General features: G+C 62.7%; 16 protein-coding genes. 10 read left to right on the top strand and 6 right to left on the bottom strand.

Translation table 11 applies throughout. The annotated features are described in order from the left end of the window. Positions 1–8 precede the first annotated feature (8 nt). From HGO92_RS21410 to HGO92_RS21445, 8 genes are all read left to right on the top strand, one after another. Entirely contained in the window at positions 9–404 is a 396-nt protein-coding gene (locus HGO92_RS21410) for an FKBP-type peptidyl-prolyl cis-trans isomerase (protein ID WP_169998483.1), read from the top strand. 106 nt (positions 405–510) lie between these two features. Next, positions 511–2,508, top strand: a complete 1,998-nt coding sequence (locus HGO92_RS21415) for a helix-turn-helix transcriptional regulator (RefSeq protein ID WP_169998484.1) — start codon at positions 511–513, stop codon at positions 2,506–2,508. Between the two features lie 2 nt (positions 2,509–2,510). Continuing rightward, positions 2,511–2,852 carry a hypothetical protein gene (locus tag HGO92_RS21420; protein ID WP_169998486.1) on the top strand — a complete coding sequence of 114 codons (342 nt, stop codon included), beginning with the start codon at positions 2,511–2,513 and terminating at the stop codon, positions 2,850–2,852. Positions 2,853–2,886: 34 nt separating this feature from the next. Further along, positions 2,887–3,165: a Sec-independent protein translocase subunit TatA gene (gene tatA / locus HGO92_RS21425; RefSeq protein WP_169998488.1), complete on the top strand. Its 279-nt coding sequence runs from the start codon at positions 2,887–2,889 to the stop codon at positions 3,163–3,165. A 47-nt stretch (positions 3,166–3,212) separates the two neighbouring features. Next, complete coding sequence (gene tatC, locus HGO92_RS21430) at positions 3,213–4,016, top strand: twin-arginine translocase subunit TatC (RefSeq protein WP_169998490.1); 804 nt, start codon at positions 3,213–3,215, stop codon at positions 4,014–4,016. A gap of 46 nt (positions 4,017–4,062) precedes the next feature. Next, entirely contained in the window at positions 4,063–6,891 is a 2,829-nt protein-coding gene (locus HGO92_RS21435; RefSeq protein WP_169998492.1) for a DEAD/DEAH box helicase, read from the top strand. 117 nt (positions 6,892–7,008) lie between these two features. After that, positions 7,009–8,673 carry an amidohydrolase gene (locus HGO92_RS21440; protein WP_169998494.1) on the top strand — a complete coding sequence of 555 codons (1,665 nt, stop codon included), beginning with the start codon at positions 7,009–7,011 and terminating at the stop codon, positions 8,671–8,673. Positions 8,674–9,159: 486 nt separating this feature from the next. Continuing rightward, positions 9,160–9,888, top strand: coding sequence for a glycosyltransferase (locus HGO92_RS21445; RefSeq protein ID WP_169998496.1), 729 nt, complete (start codon positions 9,160–9,162; stop codon positions 9,886–9,888). Positions 9,889–9,940: 52 nt separating this feature from the next. Here the strand turns inward: HGO92_RS21445 and HGO92_RS21450 are convergent, their stop codons facing one another. The 4 genes from HGO92_RS21450 to HGO92_RS21465 all read right to left on the bottom strand — a co-directional run bounded on the left by HGO92_RS21450 (position 9,941) and on the right by HGO92_RS21465 (position 13,072). Next, positions 9,941–10,288 carry an RNA polymerase-binding protein RbpA gene (locus HGO92_RS21450; protein WP_074702362.1) on the bottom strand — a complete coding sequence of 116 codons (348 nt, stop codon included), beginning with the start codon at positions 10,286–10,288 and terminating at the stop codon, positions 9,941–9,943. Positions 10,289–10,460: 172 nt separating this feature from the next. Beyond that, positions 10,461–11,417 (bottom strand): SPFH domain-containing protein, encoded by a 957-nt coding sequence (locus HGO92_RS21455; protein WP_169998498.1) that lies wholly within the window; start codon positions 11,415–11,417, stop codon positions 10,461–10,463. Between the two features lie 97 nt (positions 11,418–11,514). After that, positions 11,515–11,988 carry an NfeD family protein gene (locus tag HGO92_RS21460; protein WP_169998500.1) on the bottom strand — a complete coding sequence of 158 codons (474 nt, stop codon included), beginning with the start codon at positions 11,986–11,988 and terminating at the stop codon, positions 11,515–11,517. Positions 11,989–12,184: 196 nt separating this feature from the next. Continuing rightward, on the bottom strand, positions 12,185–13,072 hold the full coding sequence (locus HGO92_RS21465; protein ID WP_169998502.1) for a putative RNA methyltransferase: 888 nt from the start codon (positions 13,070–13,072) through the stop codon (positions 12,185–12,187). Positions 13,073–13,157: 85 nt separating this feature from the next. Here HGO92_RS21465 and HGO92_RS21470 point away from each other — a divergent pair, with 85 nt between their 5' ends. Next, positions 13,158–15,242 carry a S9 family peptidase gene (locus HGO92_RS21470; protein ID WP_169998503.1) on the top strand — a complete coding sequence of 695 codons (2,085 nt, stop codon included), beginning with the start codon at positions 13,158–13,160 and terminating at the stop codon, positions 15,240–15,242. Positions 15,243–15,245: 3 nt separating this feature from the next. On the opposite strand, the gene HGO92_RS21475 is transcribed toward HGO92_RS21470, so the two are convergent. Together HGO92_RS21475 and HGO92_RS21480 are read right to left on the bottom strand one after the other, a co-directional pair. Further along, a complete protein-coding gene (locus tag HGO92_RS21475; protein ID WP_346769051.1) occupies positions 15,246–15,878 on the bottom strand; it encodes a peptide deformylase in 633 nt (210 codons plus the stop codon). A 135-nt stretch (positions 15,879–16,013) separates the two neighbouring features. Then, the gene (locus HGO92_RS21480; RefSeq protein ID WP_169998504.1) at positions 16,014–16,574 is read right to left on the bottom strand and encodes a hypothetical protein; all 561 of its coding nucleotides are present in this window, start codon (positions 16,572–16,574) and stop codon (positions 16,014–16,016) included. A gap of 149 nt (positions 16,575–16,723) precedes the next feature. Here HGO92_RS21480 and HGO92_RS21485 point away from each other — a divergent pair, with 149 nt between their 5' ends. Continuing rightward, a complete protein-coding gene (locus HGO92_RS21485; protein ID WP_205834907.1) occupies positions 16,724–19,111 on the top strand; it encodes an ATP-binding cassette domain-containing protein in 2,388 nt (795 codons plus the stop codon). Positions 19,112–19,815 lie beyond the last annotated feature (704 nt).

Consider the following 19,815-nt stretch of genomic DNA (forward strand, 5'->3'; position numbering starts at 1 on the left):
ACCTACAGATGTCGTTTGGACAGCGCGAATACGATCGCAAGAAGCCCGAAATCGATTTCCCGGGCACGGATGCGCCCACGGAGCTGGGCATCGAGGACATCATCGTCGGCACCGGCGCAGAGGCCAAGACCGGGGACACCGTGTCCACGCACTATGTGGGTGTGGCCTGGTCCACCGGCGAAGAATTCGATGCGTCCTGGAACCGCGGCGCGCCGCTCGACTTTCGCGTAGGCGTGGGCCAGGTTATCCAAGGCTGGGACCAGGGCCTGCTGGGTATGAAGGTCGGCGGCCGCCGCCGCCTCGAGATCCCCTCGGAGCTTGCCTACGGCGAACGGGGCGCAGGTGGCGCCATTGCACCGGGTGAGTCGCTGATCTTCGTAGTCGACCTGCTGGGCGTGCGGTAACCGCATCAGACGCCCAGCGGCGGGCGGAGTAACGTTAGTTCATCGTTACTCCGCCCGCCGTCGTTAACTTCGCTTGCATCGGGAAGCTGGAAGTACCCTTGAGGCTATGTCCGCGTCCAAAACCGAACGCCTGCTTAATCTTCTGATCGCCCTGCTGGAACGCAGACGCGGGTACAGCAAAGAAGAGCTACGCGCGCTCATACCTCCGTATAGGGAGGCTTCGAGCGAGGAGGCCTTTAATCGGCTGTTCGAACGGGACAAGGACGACCTGCGCGAGATGGGCATTCCGGTCCAAACTTTCATTGAAGATGCGTTCTATGACCTGGACTCTGGTGTCACGCGCTACCGTATCGACCGCGAAACCTATCGTCTCCCCGAACTCTCCTTCACTCCGGAGGAATCAGCTGTCCTTTCGCTGGCTTCGCGCATCTGGCAGCAGGCGTCGCTTGGCTCTGCCGCAGCCAGAGCAGTGCGCCGGCTGGACGTCCGCGGCGCCCTCGCAGAAGGTGATTCCCTTATCGGAATTGAACCGCGAATCCGCACAGCTGAGCCTGCGTTCGACGAGTTGCTGAAGGCTGTCATGGACAGGTATCCGGTGTCGTTCGAATACCGGGCGGCCAGTTCGGGCGAAGTGTCGGTACGCAGGGTCGAACCATGGGGTTTGGGCAACCGCTTCGGCCATTGGTATCTGGTGGGTAATGACCTTGACCGCGGAGACGAACGCACCTTCCGTTTGACGCGGATAAGTTCGAAGGTCAGGAAGCTCTCCGGCAGCTATCTGGTTCCCGAAGAGTTCACGATGCGCTCGGCGCTGGCGTCGTTGGTCCCCGACAGACAGCAGGGAACCGCCACACTGCTCCTTCGGCAAGGACATGCGCACTCCCTTCGGACCACCGCATTGTCTGTGGCTGCAGGGCCGAACGGCTGGGACACCGTGACCTGCACGTTCGGCGACATCGAGACATTTGCCGAAGAGGTTGCCTCGCATGGAGCGAACGCCGTTGCGGTAGATCCGATCGAGCTGAAGGACGCCGTGATCCGGCGTTTCAACGGTGCGCTTAAGTCGATAACCCACGCACCGCCGTCGTACGATCTCGGCCCCGTAGCGAGACCGGCACGGACAAAATCTTCGTCCTTGGACCGCCTTCCGCGGCTCCTCGATCTGGTGTCCTACGTGAGTGCCCATCCAGGTGCACCTCTGAACGAGACCGCAGAGAAATTCGGAGTGAGCCCGGATCAACTGGGCAAGGATCTCAGCCTGCTTTTTGTCTGCGGGGCTCCCGGTTATGGGCCGGACCAGCTGATCGATGCTTACTGGGAGGACGGCTCTATCTATATCGGCAATGCCGACGAGATCGCCCAGCCCGTTCGGCTGAGTATCGACGAAGCGCTTTCGCTCGTGGTGGGCCTGCAGGCCCTGGAAACAGTTCCGGGAGTGGGGGAGCGGCCCGCGCTGCGCAGCGCCCTGAGCAAACTGCTGGATGCGACCGGGGGCGACCATGGCATGCACCGTGCCATTGCTGCGGACTTTGACGCCGATACCCGGACGGAGGAAGTCCTCGCCCTGCAGGATGCTGTGGCTGCCGGTGAGACGCTCACCATTGAATATCTGGTCCCTTCCCGGGATGAAATGACGGTTCGGGAGATCGACCCGGTCCAGGTGTTTGCTGTCGATGGCCACTGGTACACCGAAGCGTGGTGCCATGGCCAACAGGCAATCCGGCAGTTCCGTGCGGACAGGATCCGCTCGCTGCGCAGGACCGGACAGCACTTCCAGCAGCCGGAGGCGCGCAGTTCGCAATTTCCCCAGGCACTCTTTACCCCTAGAAACACGGACGAACTCGTGGTGTTGAAGATCTCAGCTCGGCTGGCCGAGCTCGCCGAACACTACAACGCCGAACGCCGCGTCGTCCTGGACAACGGCGACATTGTGGCGGAGCTTCGCCTGGGTTCGACGGCGATCATCACACCTTTGGTGGCCCGTCACGGCGGTGAAGTTGCCGTCCTCGAGCCAGCGAGCCTCGCGCTGGCTGCCCGCGAGTGGCTTGCAGCTGCCATGGAGGTCTATTCGGAAAATTCAAAGCTCGACGGACTAGACTCATAGGCATGTCATGGTGGTTTTGGATTCTGCTCTGGGTTGCGCTTTGTGCCCTTGCGTTGCTCTTCGTTGTGTACCTGGGTTTCCGGCTCTTCCGCCAAATGAAGGCGACTATGCAGGATTTCGGGGCAGCGGCAGACAAGCTCGGTTCGGGTTTCGACGTACCCGATAACAGCCAGACTGCAGAGCCGCGCACCATTGTTTCGGGAGTCTTTCTTGACCCGGCGGAGGCACGGGAAATCTACGTTTCGGGGAAGGCGGAACGACGCGAGGCTAGACGGCTCAAGCGGGTAGCCAGAAGGGCTGCCCGCGGACAGAGGCAGTCCCTCAGGGACGTCAGGCTTTCATAACGTAGGATGTACTCGAAACGAAAGGAACCATCCAATGGGACGACTCTTCGATAACCCCTGGACAATCATCATTCTCGTCATCATTGTCCTGCTGCTCTTCGGAGCTCCCAAGCTCCCGGGTCTTGCCCGCAGCGTGGGTCAATCGATGCGGATCTTCAAGTCTGAAGTCAAGCAGATGAAGGATGAAAACCCGCCCAAGGATGACGCTGACGACGACGCCGTTGAAGGCCGCGTGGTGAATCCGCCGCGGAACCAGAACAACCGGGATCAGGCACCGAACGCGAACGGCGGAACGCCGCCCAGCCAGCAGTAAGGCCAATGTCTCGAGGTAAAAGCCGCAAAGCCAATCCTGAAGGACGGATGGCGCTCAAAGAGCACATCAAGGAATTCCGGAACCGGCTGATAGTATCCGGCATTGCTATTCTTCTGGGCGCCATCGGAGGATGGATCCTTTACGATCCGGTCATGGAAGCCATCCAGCGGCCCATGTTCGAAATCTCTGCGGAGCAGGGCAGGGTTGCGGAAATCAACTTCGGCAGCGTTGGTTCACCATTCGATCTGAAGATCCAGGTTTCCATATTCCTGGGATTCCTCGTCAGCTCGCCGGTCTGGATCTACCAGCTTTGGGCTTTCATCACTCCCGGGCTGAAGCAAAAGGAGCGGCGCTACACCCTCGGGTTCATGCTTGCGGCAGTACCGCTGTTTCTGCTGGGCATTTTCTTCGGCTGGATTGTGTTGCCTGAAATCGTCAAGGTGCTAACGATGTTCACTCCCGAGGGCGGTTCCAACATCATCCTCGCAACGGACTACCTCACATTCGTTATGCGCATGCTCCTGTCCCTCGGCATTGCGTTCCTACTTCCAGTGGTCCTGGTCGGGGTCAACTTCGCTGGCCTTGTCAGCGGACGGCAAGTCATCAAGAGCTGGCGCATCGTCGTCTTCGTCGTGTGTGTGGTTGCCGCGATGGCAGCGCCCGGTCCGGATGCCATGTCCATGTTCCTGCTGGCGGGCCCGCTGCTGGCCCTGTTCTTCCTCGCCGTCGGCGTTTGCCTTCTCAACGACAAGCGGCGTGCACGGAAAAAGAAGGAACGCGAGGAGGAAGTGGAAGCGTCTGCAGACAAGGCAACACCGCTGACTGATCTTGAGGGTCCTGCGGAGGCCTGAACCGGTGGAAGCTCTCTTCCGCTGCGAATGCCATTAGGCTTCTAATATGAGTTCCCCATCCGAGCGGTACAGGGCGGCAACAGCCAGGGCAGCCCATTCCAAGACCAAGCTCTTCGCGTTTGCGCAAACCCTGGGATTCGAACTGGATCCCTTCCAGCGTGAGGCCTGCGAGGCACTGGAACGGGGCAGGGGAGTGCTGGTGGCAGCGCCGACCGGCGCCGGCAAAACGGTCATCGGCGAGTTCGCCGTCTACATGGGACTGCAGCGACGCCTGAAGGCCTTCTACACCACCCCCATCAAAGCGTTGAGCAACCAGAAATACACGGAGTTGGTCCACGTCTACGGTGCCGAACGCGTCGGGCTGCTGACGGGGGATGTTTCCATCAATCCGAACGCTGACGTGGTGGTGATGACCACTGAAGTTCTGCGCAATATGCTCTACGCGAATTCCCAGACACTGGACGAACTGGCCTACGTCGTGATGGATGAGGTCCACTACCTGGCCGACCGTTTCCGCGGTGCTGTCTGGGAGGAGGTCATCATCCATCTGCCCAGCAGCGTGCAGTTGGTATCGCTGTCGGCCACCGTATCCAATGCAGAGGAGTTCGGCGCATGGCTTGATACCGTGCGCGGGGATACGGACGTGGTGGTATCGGAACACCGGCCGGTGCCGCTGTGGCAGCATGTGATGGTCGGACCGGATATTCTAGACCTCTTTGCCTCGGACGTTGCTTTTGATGAGGCGGCGCCGGCACTGTCGGCCGGAACCGGAGCCGCGGACCGCTTCGAGGTGAACCCCGAGCTGCTGGAGCTGGCCTACTCCGAGCAGAAGCTCAACCGGGCGGCCAACTGGGGCCGGGCTGGAGCACGCCGGGGGAAACGCGCACCGACAAGGCCCCAGCAGCCCATGAGCCGGGTGCGCAGGGCTTCACGTCCGCAGGTCATTGCGCGACTCGATAAGGAAGGCCTGCTCCCGGCGATCACCTTCATTTTTTCGCGGAACGGCTGTGATGCGGCGGTCAGCCAATGCCTGGATGCCGGATTGTGGCTGACCACCGAGGCTGAGCGCGATGAGATCGTTCGGCGGGTGGACGAAGCGGCCCAGGATATACCGGAGGAAGATCTGGGCGTGCTCGGTTTCTGGACCTGGCGCGAGGGGTTGGTGCGGGGCCTGGCGGCGCACCATGCCGGTATGTTGCCGACCTTCAAAGAAGTGGTGGAGAAGCTGTTCGCGGACGGCCTGGTCAAGGCCGTCTTCTCCACCGAAACGCTGGCTCTGGGCGTGAACATGCCCGCCCGAACTGTCGTGCTGGAAAAGCTGGACAAGTTCAATGGCGAAGCCCACGTCAACATCACGGCCGGCGAATACACCCAGCTGACCGGCAGGGCGGGCCGCAGGGGTATCGACGTCGAGGGCCACGCGGTGGTCCTGTGGCAGCCGGGAACGGATCCTGCGGCGGTGGCCGGACTTGCCTCGCGCCGAACCTATCCGCTCAATTCCAGCTTCCGCCCGACCTACAATATGTCGATCAATCTCATCGCCCAGTTCGGCCGGCCAAAGGCTCGCGAGATACTGGAAACTTCCTTTGCCCAGTTCCAAGCGGACAGGTCCGTGGTTGGTCTGGCGAAGCAAGTGCGCAGCCGGGAAGAATCTCTGGCCGGGTACGCCAAATCCATGACATGCCATCTCGGCGACTTCACTGAGTACGCGCGGTTGCGGCGGGAGCTGAAAGAGGTGGAAACCCAATCGGCAAAGTCCCGGACCCGGCACCTGCGTTCCGCCGCAGCCGCTTCTCTCGAACGTCTGCGACGGGGCGACATCATCGATATTCCCGGCGGACGAAGCGAGGGATACGCCGTGATCCTGACCCCGGACGCGTCCGGCTTCGAGCCGCGGCCCACAGTCCTGACGATGGACAAGCAGATCCGGCGAATTTCGGCCCAGGATCTCGAAGGGCCGGTCGAGGTCCTGTCCACTATCCGGGTGCCGAAGACGTTCAATAGCCGTAGCCCCAAGGAACGCCGTGATCTGGCGTCGTCATTGCGCAATGCGCTGCATGAAAACAGGCCGCCTCGGAGGGGAAGCGACCGTCAGAACTTTGCAGTGGCGGGTTCGGAACGGCAGGAACAACAGATTACGGAGCTGCGCCGGAAACTTAGGTCCCACCCCTGCCATGGCTGCAGCGACCGTGAAGACCACGCCCGCTGGTCCGAACGCTGGTGGAAGCTCCGGCGGGAGACGGACCAATTAATGGGGCAGATCCAAGGCCGTACCAATACCATCGCCAAAACGTTTGACCGTGTCTGCGACCTGCTGGACACCTATGACTACCTCGAAACACATCCGGATGGAAGAGTCACAATCAGCGCGGCCGGCAACAGACTCCGCCGGATTTACGGCGACCGCGACCTGCTCGTGGCGTTGTGTATTGAAAACGGTGCTTTCGAAGACCTGGATGCCGCCGAGTTTGCCGCTTTTGTCTCCTGCCTGGTTTTCCAAGCCAAACGGGAGGAGACCGGAATCCGTCCGAAGATGCCGAGCGTGTCGCTCGAATCCGCGGTCGATATTGCGGTTAAAGAATGGTCGGTACTGACCGACAGGGAGGAACAACACAAGCTGCCTCTCAGCGGCGAACCAGAACTTGGCCTCATCTGGCCCATGTACAAGTGGGCGCAAGGACGGTCTCTGCTGGCTGCCCTCCAAGGGACTGAACTCGCGGCAGGAGACTTCGTGCGTTGGGCAAAACAGGTCATCGATCTACTTGACCAATTGGTCAAAGTGCCCGACATTGACCCCAGGATGGCGGCACTGAGCCGGCAGGCGATCGTTCTGGTCCGGCGCGGTGTGGTGGCCTATTCCTCAGTCGCGGAATAGGCCAACCGTCCGCTCAGAAGGGCAATTGGTCCACCGAGTCCGTCGTCGTCGACGCTGTGCCGACTGGTTCCGGCGTGATGTTGAACTTTTTGTTGATTTACCTTTGATTGGAGTTTCATGAGTGAGTCCCAGCTGCCTGAACGCCCGGCAGCATCCGGTCTTTCCCTGTACCGCAACGGTTCCGTGTACAGCCCTGCGGACCCCTATGCCACAGCCATGTTGGTCGACGGCGGTACGGTTGCGTGGATCGGCTCCGAAGAGGCAGCAACGTCAATCGCCGACAGCAAGATGGAGATTATCGACCTGCAGGGCCGGCTCGTGGCCCCGGGGTTCGTAGATTCCCATGCGCATGTCACGGATACCGGTTTGGCTTTGACCTCGCTCGACTTGTCCCATTGCAACTCCTTGGCCGAGCTCCTCGACGCCGTTGCCGGCGCTGCGCGTTCCGGCGCGTCCCCGGTGCTCGGACATGGCTGGGAAGAGAGCCGCTGGCCCGAAGGCCGGCCGCCTTCAGCTGACGAACTTGAGCACGCCGGTTGCGGACAGGACGTATACCTCAGTCGGGTTGACGTGCACTCGGGAGCCGTTTCCGCCTCCTTCGCCGCCAGGCTCGGGTTGCAGGCTGAGGAAGGCTGGGACGGCACCGGGCTGGCGCGTACTCGCGCCCACCAATTGGTCCGCGCAGCCGCGCATAACCCTTCGGTCGGCCGCCGGAAGGACCTACAGCGCCTGGCGTTGAACCACGCCGCGTCGCGTGGGTATGTGGCCCTGGCGGAAATGGGAGCCCCGCACATTGCTCCGGCCGAGGACCTGCAGGAATTGATTGCGTTGGCGGACGATGAATACCGGTCGCTCCCCAGGATCCTTCCGTACTGGGGGCAGCTGGCGGAATCGGCGGAGCAGCTGCAAGATATCCTCGAGCTGTTCGGAAACAAGCTCAGGGGTTTGGCCGGCGACCTCAACATTGACGGGTCCATCGGCTCACACACCGCCTGTGTGCATGGCGGCTACCAAGACCGGCCCGATGAGGCCGGACAGCTATTCCTCACCGTGGAACAAGCAGCCCGGCACATCGAGCTCTGTTCCGTAGCGGGGATCCAAGGCGGCTTCCATGTCATTGGTGACGCAGCGCTCGACCGGGCCATCGAGGCCCTGCAGATCGCAGCCGATCGGGTCGGAAGTGCCCCGGTCCGCTCGGCCCGGCACCGGTTCGAGCATGTTGAGATGATGTCGTCCGGAGCAGTCGACCGATTGCTGGAATTCGGAATCACTGCAAGCATGCAGCCGCTTTTCGATGCCTATTGGGGCGGCACGGACGGTATGTACGCCGCCCGGCTCGGGGCCCGGGCTTCCCTGGGCATGAATGCCATCGGGACGCTGCAGACGGCAGGCGTTCCTGTCTGTCTGGGATCGGACGCACCGGTCACGGAGCAGAGCCCGTGGGCGACGGTAAAAGCTTGTCTTGAACATCACAACCCGGAACAGCGGATCTCGGCACGGGCTGCTTTCCTTGCCCATACCCGGGCCGGCTGGCGGGCGGCGCGAGAGCCGAATCCCATGCAGGGCCAGTTGGCGCCCGGCACACCCGCCACGTTCGCCGTGTGGGAAGTGGCCGAGCTCTCGATCCAGACGCCTGACAGCAGAGTTTCGTCCTGGAGCACGGACGCGCGGGCCGGCACACCCATGCTGCCGTCGCTGGACGCCGACGTCCTGCCCGTTTGTTCACGCACCGTAGTGGACGGGTACGCGGTCTACGACGCAGACGGTCGCCCGGCTTCCTGAGCGTGTACCGGCCAACCGGGCGGACGGATAGCCCAAAAAAGTCTTCATGCCGCCGCATTCCGACTTGCCGTACTGACCTGCAGAAATGGGAGAACACACAGGTCAAAGCCACATTGACACCCAGTTCTGACCACGTAAGCTTTTAGCTCAATGGGTCGTTTTGGGATAAGCCAATGACCCAGGCCGGGCTCCGGGCCAGATCGATGCACGCCAGCGGCAGAGTGAAGATTCTGCCCGGCGGCTGGATGTCCGGTGCTTCCAACGGGTAGGTTTGCGCGTCAGTAGAAAACAGGTTCCGTCCGCTTCGCGGATCCGGTTCCTGGCCCGAAGGCGCGCAGACCTACCCTCTTCCATGCTGACCCGTCGCTCTGCGCGGCTGGAGCAAGGAACGATGACATATACTGGACCGTTGGCGTTCGGCCCGGTCCCGCGGACATGCCCGCGCCATAATATGCGGCAACAGTAGCGAGATTGAAAGGCAGCTGAGTGCGGGTCCTGACCATCATTCCGACGTACAACGAGATTGAGTCCCTGCCTCGGACCCTGGACCGGCTCCGGGCCGTAGCGCCCGACACCGACGTCCTGGTAGTCGACGACAACTCTCCCGATGGCACCGGAGCGGCGGCGGACACCGTTGCTGCCGCGGACAGCGCAGTCCATGTGCTGCACCGGCAGGGTAAGGAAGGACTCGGCGCGGCCTACATCGCCGGATTCCGTTGGGGTCTCGACGCGGGCTACGACGTTCTGGTCGAAATGGATGCCGACGGTTCCCACCAACCCGAAGAGTTGCAGCGTCTGCTGGATGCTTTGGACCGCGGTGCGGACATGGTCAAAGGCTCACGGTGGATCCGGGGAGGCAAGGTGGTCAACTGGCCGCTGCACCGGAAGCTGCTCTCACTCGGCGGCAGCTTGTACTCGCGGATCCTGCTCGGTGTCCGGGTCAAGGACATTACCGGTGGCTTCAATGCTTTCCGTGCGGAGACACTGAAGAAGATCGATCTCGATTCGGTCGAATCCGTGGGCTACTGCTTCCAAGTAGATCTAACCTGGAAAACGCTCAAGGCCGGACTCGATGTACGGGAAGTTCCGATCACTTTTGTAGAACGCGAATTCGGGGACTCGAAGATGAGTGGCGGGATCGTGTTTGAATCGATCATCCTTGTCACGAAATGGGGACTCCGTTCCCGCTGGCACAAGCTGACCGGCAGAGCTTAAAGGCTGAGGGAGGAGACCGTTTCCAGTCTCCTCCCTCAGCTACGCCTATGTTCTAGGCGGAGCGGCGTTCGCCGCGGCGTTCACGCAGAATGTTCAACCGGTCCTCGAGAATCTGCTCCAGTTCTTCGACCGAGCGGCGTTCCAGCAACATATCCCAGTGGGTCCGGACGGCCTTCTCATTGCTGTCGTCGGGCTTTTCGCCATTGACGAGCAACGCTTCCTTGCCGGTCTTGGAAACCCAGGTCGGGGGGATCTCAGCCTCGGCGGCAAAGGTAACAAAGACCTGCTCGCCATCCTCGCAACGGTACTCCACCCGTTGACGCGGCGCCGGCTCGACACCGGATTCCGTCTCCATGCTCTGCGCTCCGAGACGCATACCCCGCAGGCTACGATCGCTCATGATCTCTCCCTCTTGTCTTATGGTGGGGCGGTGAAATGCACCGTCCCGGCATGACCCGCACTACCTTCAACGCTTCCGGACCATCAACTGTTCCCGGTCGGCAGCGGGCATCAGCTTCGCGGCAAACAACCAATTATAGTCCGGAATGGCCGCAAGGGTAAAGGCGAACATCTCACAACAGGCCTCGTGTCGGACTGGCTGGCTCTTCGCCCGGTTCGCCGTCGGCAGCATCAGGGCTTGCCCCGTCGGGCGTCGCCGCCCCCAGGACACTGCCGACACCCTTGAGCGCCTCGCCAACTTCGCTGGGGATGATCCACAACTTGTTGGAGGATCCGTCCGCAAGTTTGGGCAACGTCTGGAGGTACTGGTACGCGAGCAGTTTCTGGGTCGGATTGCCTTTGTGTATGGCGTCGAAGACTTTCTGGATGGCCTGCGATTCACCGTCGGCACGGAGAATGGCTGCTTTGGCATCGCCCTCAGCTTTGAGGATGGCCGCCTGACGCTCACCTTCAGCGGTGAGGATCTGCGACTGCTTGACGCCTTCAGCTGTCAGGATTGCAGCCCGACGGTCCCGGTCTGCGCGCATCTGCTTTTCCATGGAATCCTGGATGGAGTGAGGAGGGTCGATCGCCTTGAGCTCCACGCGAGAAACGCGGATGCCCCATCGGCCGGTAGCCTCATCCAACACACCGCGCAACTGGCCGTTGATCTGGTCCCGGGAAGTTAGCGCCTCTTCGAGGTTCAGCCCGCCCACAACGTTTCGCAATGTGGTGGTGGTCAGCTGTTCGACGGCCTGGATATAGTTGGCAATCTCGTACGTCGCGGCACGCGGATCGGTCACTTGGAAATAGATGACCGTATCAATGGAGACAACGAGGTTGTCTTCGGTAATAACGGGCTGCGGCGGAAACGACACGACCTGTTCGCGCAGATCCAGCAGGGGCAGGAGCCGGTCAACGAACGGGATCAGGATGGTCAGTCCGGGGTTGAGGGTGCGCTGGTATTTGCCCAAACGTTCGACTACGCCGGCGCGCGCCTGCGGAATGATCCGGACGGCGCGGACCAACACAATGAACACAAAAATGATCAGGACCAGCAGCACTATCCAGATGCCGATATTGCTATCCATAGCTCCCCTTCAATTGTTATTCGCATCAGCTTGTGGTCCGGATGCTGAGCCATCCGTGAGGCTGAATGCGTTGATGCGCCCTTGGATCTTTGCCGGTTTACTGGGCCGGGTAAGGGCCTGGCTCCGCGGCAGGGTAGACGACGGCGGTGGCCCCTTCGATCCGAGCCACGGCTACCCGCGCTCCGGCCGGGATTGCCGAACCGTCGCTCGAACGTGCCGTCCAGGTGTCGCCACCGATCTTGACCATGCCGGAGTGGTCCGTGACGGGTTCCAGCGCCATGGCCGATTCTCCGATCAACCGGTCAACGTTGGTGGCTTGGTCCCGGGGACCGCGGCGCAGGTGGCGCAGCCCTACGGGACGCACCACGAGAACCATGAGCAGCGCCACTACGCAGAACACGACCACCTGGATCCAGAAAGGCCAGCCGAGCAGCGCGGTGAATAAGGCGATCAGGGCCCCGAAGGACATCATGATGAAGAATAGGTCGAGCGTCATCATCTCGACGATCGCCAGGACAAGGAACAGAGCCAGCCATAGGACCCAGCTGTTGATGACGAGCCATTCAAGCATCGGTTCCCCCTGTTGCAGGTAGAGACGCGGGACCACGAACATGCCACAGAGGACATGTGGTCCACAGCACCATCATGCCCGATTTGCCGGAGGTTGTGGCGCTTTCCGGGCCGAACTTCGCTGAAGCGCGGAAACTGTGGCCAAGTCGTGACCACAGCAGGCACAACACGGGAAATGAGCCTCGTGGCCTACGGCGCTAGCGGGCGCCCTTTCGGAAAATGCTGAGGGTAAACCGGGCTTCGACCGCCAGCGGTGTCTCCGGATCCTGGAGCACAATTGCTGCCTCGCCCTGCTCAAGAGCTGCGCCGGCATGGTGGGCGTTCGGACCCATCATCACCGCGTTCCGTATGTCTTCGCCCTTGAGCTGCATGGGCACCGACAGGGAGTCCGCAGACACCGGCGTGAAGTCCTGCGCCAGGGAAGCAGCGAGCTTGTCAGACTTGTCGTCGTCGACGGCAAGCAGGGGGAGCCGTGCCCGCAGGGCGTCTAGATGCCCGGGCGCCGGGGTTACCACCAGCAGATGGCCGCCGGGTTTGAGGATCCGCGCGTATTCTTCGGCATTGCGCGGGGCGAAAACGTTGATGATCAGATCGACGGCACCACCGGCCAGGGGAAGGGGCCGCCAGAGGTCCCACACCAGGCACAGCCCCTGCGGAACGGAACGCACAGCGCGGCGCAGGGCAAACTTGGACAGATCCAGCGCCACCGCCCTGGCCGCAGGCACGGCCCCAAGGGCGGCAGCCAGATAATGGCCGGTGCCGGCCCCGGCATCGACGATGACTGGCCGTTCGATGCCTTCCAGCAGTCCCGAAACGGTTCCGGCGACCTGCTGGAGCAACGGGTCATAATGTCCGTCGTCCAGGAACGCGGATCTGGCCGCAACCATGTCTGCAGTGTCCGGGATGAAAGATGTACCCCGCCCAGTCAGCAAGTTAATGTAGCCCTGTTTGGCGCCGTCGAAACGATGGCCTGCGGCACAGCTGATCCCACCCGCAACCGAATCCTCGTTGGGCCGCATGTCCTCCGCGCACACCGGGCACAGCAGGAGGTCGACCGATTCCAAGGGCACGCTGAGTGAAGGCATAAACCGATCCTAGCGAGACGACGGCCGCCGGCGTTACCGAAAGGTGACTCGCCCAAGCGCCGGGCCTGAGACTAAGCTCACAAAGATGAAGTCTGAAGAGATCGTTTTACTTAATTCCGTTTCCGCGCCGTCCGTCCATCCCCGGGGAAACCGCGCCGTGGTGTCGGTTACCCGCCCGGACTTCGCTGCCGACGCTTACGTCGGACAGTTGTGGGAGATACCGCTGGACGACGACGGCGGTGCACAGCGCCGCTTGACCCGCGGCTTCCGTGATACCGCCCCAAAATACGCGCCCGACGGCGGTGCCTTGGCTTTCCTGCGCGCTGCGCCCGGGGAAGCGCCCCAGCTTTTCGCCGTGGAGAGCGGAGGAGGGGAACCGGTCCGGCTGACCGACCGGAAGCTCGGAGTCTCCGGTTTTGCCTGGTCGCCCGATTCGGCGAGTCTGGTCTTTGCCGCACCGGTACCGGAAGAAGGACGCTACGGCACGGTGGAGGGGCTTGGCGCCGACGCTGAGGACGCCCGGCTGATCACCGGCTATAAGTTCCGCATGAACGGAGCCGGGTACACGAACGACAAACGCGCCCAGCTCTTCCGCCTGGATGCGCCCGATCTGCAGGCCGAACCGCCGATAACCCCGACAGGCCGGGCGAAGAAGCAGGCTGAAGATCAGGGACGCAAATTCCAGCCGGTGCCGGAACCGGTCCAGCTGACCCACGGCGCGGCGGACCACCAGTCGCCGCGCTTCTCAGCGGACGGCGGCCGCATCTACTTCAGCGCCGCCCTGCATACAGAGGCCGACAGCGACCTGGTCTCGGACATCTACTCCATCGACACGGACGGTCTGGATCTGCGCAAGCACACGAACCTGCAGGACCAGCCGACGGCGCGGGTAACCGCAGACCTGCCGGCGCCCAGCCCCGACGGCCGCTGGCTGTTCTTCCTCGGCAGCGAACTCGGCGAGAGCGGCACCGACTTCGTGGCACGAAACACCGGCCTCTATGTGGCGCCCACGGATACCAGCGCTCCGGCCCGCAGGCTGACCGACGCCGAGACAATCGACCTGAGCACTACCAGCGGTGAGCTGGTAGCGGTGGCCGATGACGCCGTCGTCGTTCTGAACAGCACGCGCGGATCCGTGGAACTGCTGCGTCTGAGCGCCGCCGGAGAGTTGCAGGTTCTGGTGGAGGGCCAACGCCAGGTTACCGGCGCAGGTGCTGCCGGCGGTGCGCTCGTGGTGAGTTTTACCGATCCCGGCACCGCTGGGGACGTGGGCCTCGTGACCGCCGCGGGCCTGCAGGTTCTCACCGATTTTTCGTCCGCCCTGCGTGCCGAGTCGCCGCCGGCCGAACTGCGGGAGGAAACCTTCACCGCGGCCGATGGGTACCCGGTGCACGGCTGGGTGCTGCTGCCCGAGGGCGAGGGTCCGCACCCGGTGCTGCTGAACATTCACGGCGGGCCCTTTGCCCAATACGGCTGGGGGCTTTTCGACGAGGCCCAGGTCTATGTGGAGGCCGGGTATGCCGTGCTGATGTGCAATCCGCGTGGCGCTGCCGGCTACGGGCAGGCGCACGGGCGGGCGATCAAGGAGGCCATGGGAACCGTGGACCTGGTGGACGTGCTCGCGTTCCTGGAGGGGGCGCAGGCGAAGTATCCGCAGCTGGACCGCGACCGGATGGGCGTGATGGGCGGTTCCTACGGGGGCTACCTCACCGCCTGGACGATCTCCCAGGACCACCGTTTCGCGGCCGCGATCATTGAGCGCGGCTACCTGGATCCGCCGTCGTTCGTGGGATCCAGCGACATCGGCTGGTTCTTCTCCGGCGAATATACGGGGACCAATGAGGAGGGCATCCGCAGCCAGAACCCGTTTGCCCAGATCGGCAACGTTCGGACGCCGTCGCTCATCATCCACTCGGAAGAAGACCTGCGTTGCCCGCTCGAGCAGGCCCAGCGGTACTATTTAGCGCTCAAACAGCGCGGCGTGCCGGCCCAGCTGCTGATTTTCCCGGGGGAGAACCACGAGCTTTCGCGCACCGGGACGCCCTGGCACCGCAGGCAGCGGTTCGACGAGATCTTGCGCTGGTGGGCCACCTACCTGCCCACCGCCCGGAACCGGCTTGGGCAGCCCGAGTCCCGCGAAGCCGCGGAACTGGAGCCCGCCGCCGGCTAAGGTTCAGAAGTCCAGTTCCGCGCGGGCGCGCTCGATAGTCGGCTGCGCCCAGCGGCTGCTGTATTCCGCACTGGTGCACAACGAGCGGGTGGCGGCCTTGTCGATGTAGACCACGCCGTCAAGGTGGTCTGTTTCGTGCTGCACAATGCGTGCCTGCCAGCCGGTGAATTCTTCGGTCCTGACCGTTCCATCCACGCGGAGATACTCGAACTCCACTATCCGGTGACGCTCCACGGCGGCTTGGTAGCCGGCGAAGGACAAACAACCTTCAAAGAACGACGCCGTGTGCTCGCCGATGGTGCGGACGTGCGGATTGATCGCGGCAAAATACGGCAGCGGTTGCCGTTCGCGTGCGCTGGCTATCTCGGGCCCCACGGTGGCGGGATCTTCCAATACCGCCAGGCGCAAGGGGATGCCGATCTGCGGCGCCGCGAGGCCGACGCCCGGTGCGGCGTGCATGGTCCGGCGCATCAACTCCAGCAGGGCGTGGAGTTCGGCGTCCTCGATTTGGCCGTCATAGGGAACCGCAGCCTGCCTCAGGACCGGGTGTCCCAGCTGGACAATCTGCGGCAGCTGCTCCCGCTCCAGCACTGCTGCCACTGCTGCGCGGATGTCTGCTGCCTTCAATCCTGACACGATGCGGTTTCTCCATCCGTTCCGGTAATGTCCGTCAGCCTTGATCCTATCCACGGCCCGGGCGATCGGTGGCCTGGGCGGAGGCTGCCGGTGCGGAGCCCACGCCGCATTGCTCACGAACTGATGGAACAGAGCTCACGCCTTTCTGGAACAGTGGTACTGGTAACGGGCTTCCAACACACCCTGGGGATCGGCGGCGGCGACTTCCACGGTCAGCGATCCCGTTTCGGCCCGGTCCACAGTGATGGCAATGGTCGCCTCAGAGTGATCCGGGTCCTCCTGGCAGCGGACCGGTTGCAGGGCGGCCAGTACGGACAGGCTGTCCCCGGGGCTGAGCCGCGTTCCGCCGGCCCTGTCCGGCACCCAGTCCGTGCCACCGCTGAAGCGCGGTGAGTACAGGGTCACGGCAAGCACAAGCACGGTAGCCTCGGACCTATTCGCCACTGTCAGCAGCACAACGTCGTCGTCGTTACTGCCCTCCGCGGCCCCAACAGACGCGCTCAGCTGCTCGACGGTGGCCGGCAGCCGGTCCTGCGGCGCGGATTGCCCGCCTGACGGGTCCGGGGACGCGGCATCGCGAGGGAATTCCGGATTCCCGGAACTGCAGGATGCCAGCGAAAAAGCCGCCAGCAGAAGCAGCAGGAATCCCTGCCATCTCCTGGCCTGTAAAGGCAGGAGCTGCCGGCCCGTCCACATGCAGCCATCGTACGTTCCAATCACGACGGCGGCGACGTCGATTAAGGTAGACAGTGGACCGTTGAAGCACTGCACGAACCTGGTCAGACCAATCCGGACGACGCCGTCGAAGACAGCAGAGGCGTCTCCGCATGACAGATGGAGACACGATGAGCATGGTCACCAACACGGACACCCAGTCGCCTGCGCTGCCCGTTGCCGACAGCCACGACCTGATTCGCGTACAGGGCGCACGCGAGAACAACCTCAAGGACATCAGCGTCGAGCTCCCGAAACGCCGGTTGACGGTGTTCACCGGCGTCTCAGGCTCGGGGAAAAGTTCGCTGGTCTTTGCCACGATCGCCGCGGAGTCCCAGCGCATGATCAACGAGACTTACAGCGCCTTCGTGCAGGGCTTTATGCCGACGCTGGCACGCCCCGATGTTGACTATCTGGAGGGCCTGACAACAGCGATCATCGTCGACCAGGAGCGGATGGGCGCCAACCCGCGCTCTACCGTCGGCACCGCCACCGATGCCAACGCGATGCTGCGCATTCTCTTCAGCCGGCTTGGCGACCCGCACATCGGCTCGCCCAATGCATACTCCTTCAACGTGCCCACGGTGAAGGCCAGCGGAGCGATTACCGTCGAGCGCGGCAACAAGACCAAGGCAGAGAAGGCGACCTTCAACCGGTTGGGCGGCATGTGCCCGCGATGCGAGGGCATGGGCGCCGTCAACGACTTCGACCTGACGGCGCTTTACGACGAAACCAAGTCGCTCGCTGAAGGAGCGCTCACGGTTCCCGGCTACAGCATGGACGGCTGGTACGGACGCATCTTTAGTGGCGCCGGTTTGGACATGGACAAGCCGATCGCGAAGTACTCCAAGAAGGAGCTCCACAAGCTGCTCTACTCGGAGCCGACGAAGATCAAGGTGGAAGGCGTCAACCTCACCTTTGAAGGCGTGATTCCCAAGATCCAGAAGTCGATGCTCTCCAAGGACGTCGAGGCAATGCAGCCCCACATCCGTGCGTTCGTGGAGCGCGCCGTGACCTTCACGACCTGCCCCGAGTGCAACGGCACCCGGCTGAGCCAGGAAGCCCTGTCCTCCAAAATCAAGGGTAAGAACATCGCAGACCTTTGCGAGATGCAGATCAGCGATCTCGCCGATTGGATCAGGAAACTCGATGAGCCCTCGGTGGCCCCACTGCTCAACGGGCTGCAGCATCTGCTCGACTCCTTCAAGGAGATTGGATTGGGCTACCTCTCGCTTAATCGGCCGGCTGGCACCCTGTCTGGCGGAGAGGCACAGCGCACCAAGATGATCCGCCACCTCGGGTCCTCGCTCACCGATGTCACGTACGTCTTCGACGAACCCACGATCGGCCTGCACCCGCACGATATCGAGCGGATGAACCAGTTGCTGCTGCAGCTGCGGGACAAGGGCAACACGGTACTCGTCGTCGAGCACAAGCCTGAGAGCATCGCCATCGCCGACCACGTCGTCGACCTTGGGCCCGGCGCGGGCACCGCGGGCGGGAGCGTCTGCTTCGAAGGTTCTGTGGAGGGGCTGCGGGGGAGTGACACCATCACCGGCCGCCACCTCGATGACCGGGCGAGTCTCAAGGACGCAGTACGCCCGTCTTCCGGTGCGCTGGAAGTACGCGGCGCGTCGATGCACAACCTGCAAAACGTCGACGTCGACATCCCGCTGGGGGTGATGTGTGTTGTCACCGGTGTCGCCGGCTCCGGCAAGAGCTCGCTGATCCACGGTTCGGTTGCCGGCCGCGACGGTGTGGTGGTGATCGACCAGGGTGCTATCCGTGGCTCGCGGCGGAGCAATCCTGCAACATACACGGGCTTGCTCGAGCCGATCCGCAAGGCGTTCGCGAAGGCCAACGGCGTGAAGCCCGCGCTCTTCAGCTCCAACTCCGAAGGTGCCTGTCCCACCTGTAACGGCGCCGGCGTTATCTACACCGACCTGGGCGTGATGGCCACTGTGGAATCCACCTGCGAGGACTGCGAGGGGAAGCGTTTCCAGGCAGCAGTGCTCGAATACACTCTGGGTGGCCGGAACATTGCCGAAGTACTCGCGATGTCGGTGACAGAAGCCGAGGCGTTTTTCAACGAGGGCGACGCACGCACGCCTGCCGCCCACAAGATCCTCGACCGGCTTGCCGACGTCGGGCTGGGCTACCTCAGCCTCGGCCAGCCCCTCACCACGCTCTCCGGCGGCGAACGGCAGCGGCTCAAGCTCGCCACCCAGATGGCGGAAAAGGGTGACATCTACGTCCTCGACGAGCCGACCACCGGGCTGCACTTGGCCGACGTCGAACAACTGCTCGCGCTCCTCGACAGGCTCGTCGACGCCGGCAAATCAGTCATCGTCATCGAACACCATCAGGCGGTCATGGCGCACGCCGACTGGATCATCGATCTTGGCCCCGGCGCCGGCCACGACGGCGGGCGGCTCATCTTCGAGGGAATACCCGCTGACCTTGTCGCCGACCGCGCCACCCTCACCGGCGAGCACCTCGCGGCCTACGTGGGCGCTTGATCTCCGAGCGCGGCGACTACTGGGCTGCGGGTCTTCACCGCCGGGACCCACGGCGGGCATTGGCCGGGGGAGTAGTGCCGCGTGGCCTACCTACGGCGGCGCCGACATTCCCGATCAGCACTGCCACGCGTCCCTGAACCTGCTTGCCATCCCGAGAAGGCCCGTCGCGAATTGCTCAGCAGGTCCTGCGGCCCAACCAAGCCGCAGGACCTGCTCAGTCCAACGACGACGACGGCCGGGCATAGACGATGGTGCAATAGTTATGTCAAGTTGTGCTGAGCGTGGGGTATCTAAGCCGGCACGCATGGAGTAAAGCTCTCAGCGATGCGGCAGCAGTTCAGGAAATTGCCACAGCATAGAAATACGCTCACGCAAAGTGACGCGATGGATCGTCGTCGTTGACGGACTGCACTGTGGATAGCATCAGCAAAGTTGCTAAGAAAGCGTCGTCGTCTGGTGGAACCGAAGTTCTCGTGGACGTGGCATCATCTACGCCATCCAGCCATCGAGCAACGCTGATATTCCGCCACTCCCAGACACTCAAATAGTTCGCCGATAATCTACATTATGTCAAGTAGTAGTCTGCGTATTTCATCTGATGAATCATGACGCCTCCTCTCCCCGCTGTGATGTGGGATGCCCCTGGAAGGGCGAGTTTACGCGGGTCATTGGCCGACCCCGGCTCTGTTGTCGGCTTCGGCCCG

It is taken from the genome of Crystallibacter degradans, from assembly GCF_012952295.1.
GTDB lineage: Bacteria > Actinomycetota > Actinomycetes > Actinomycetales > Micrococcaceae > Crystallibacter > Crystallibacter degradans.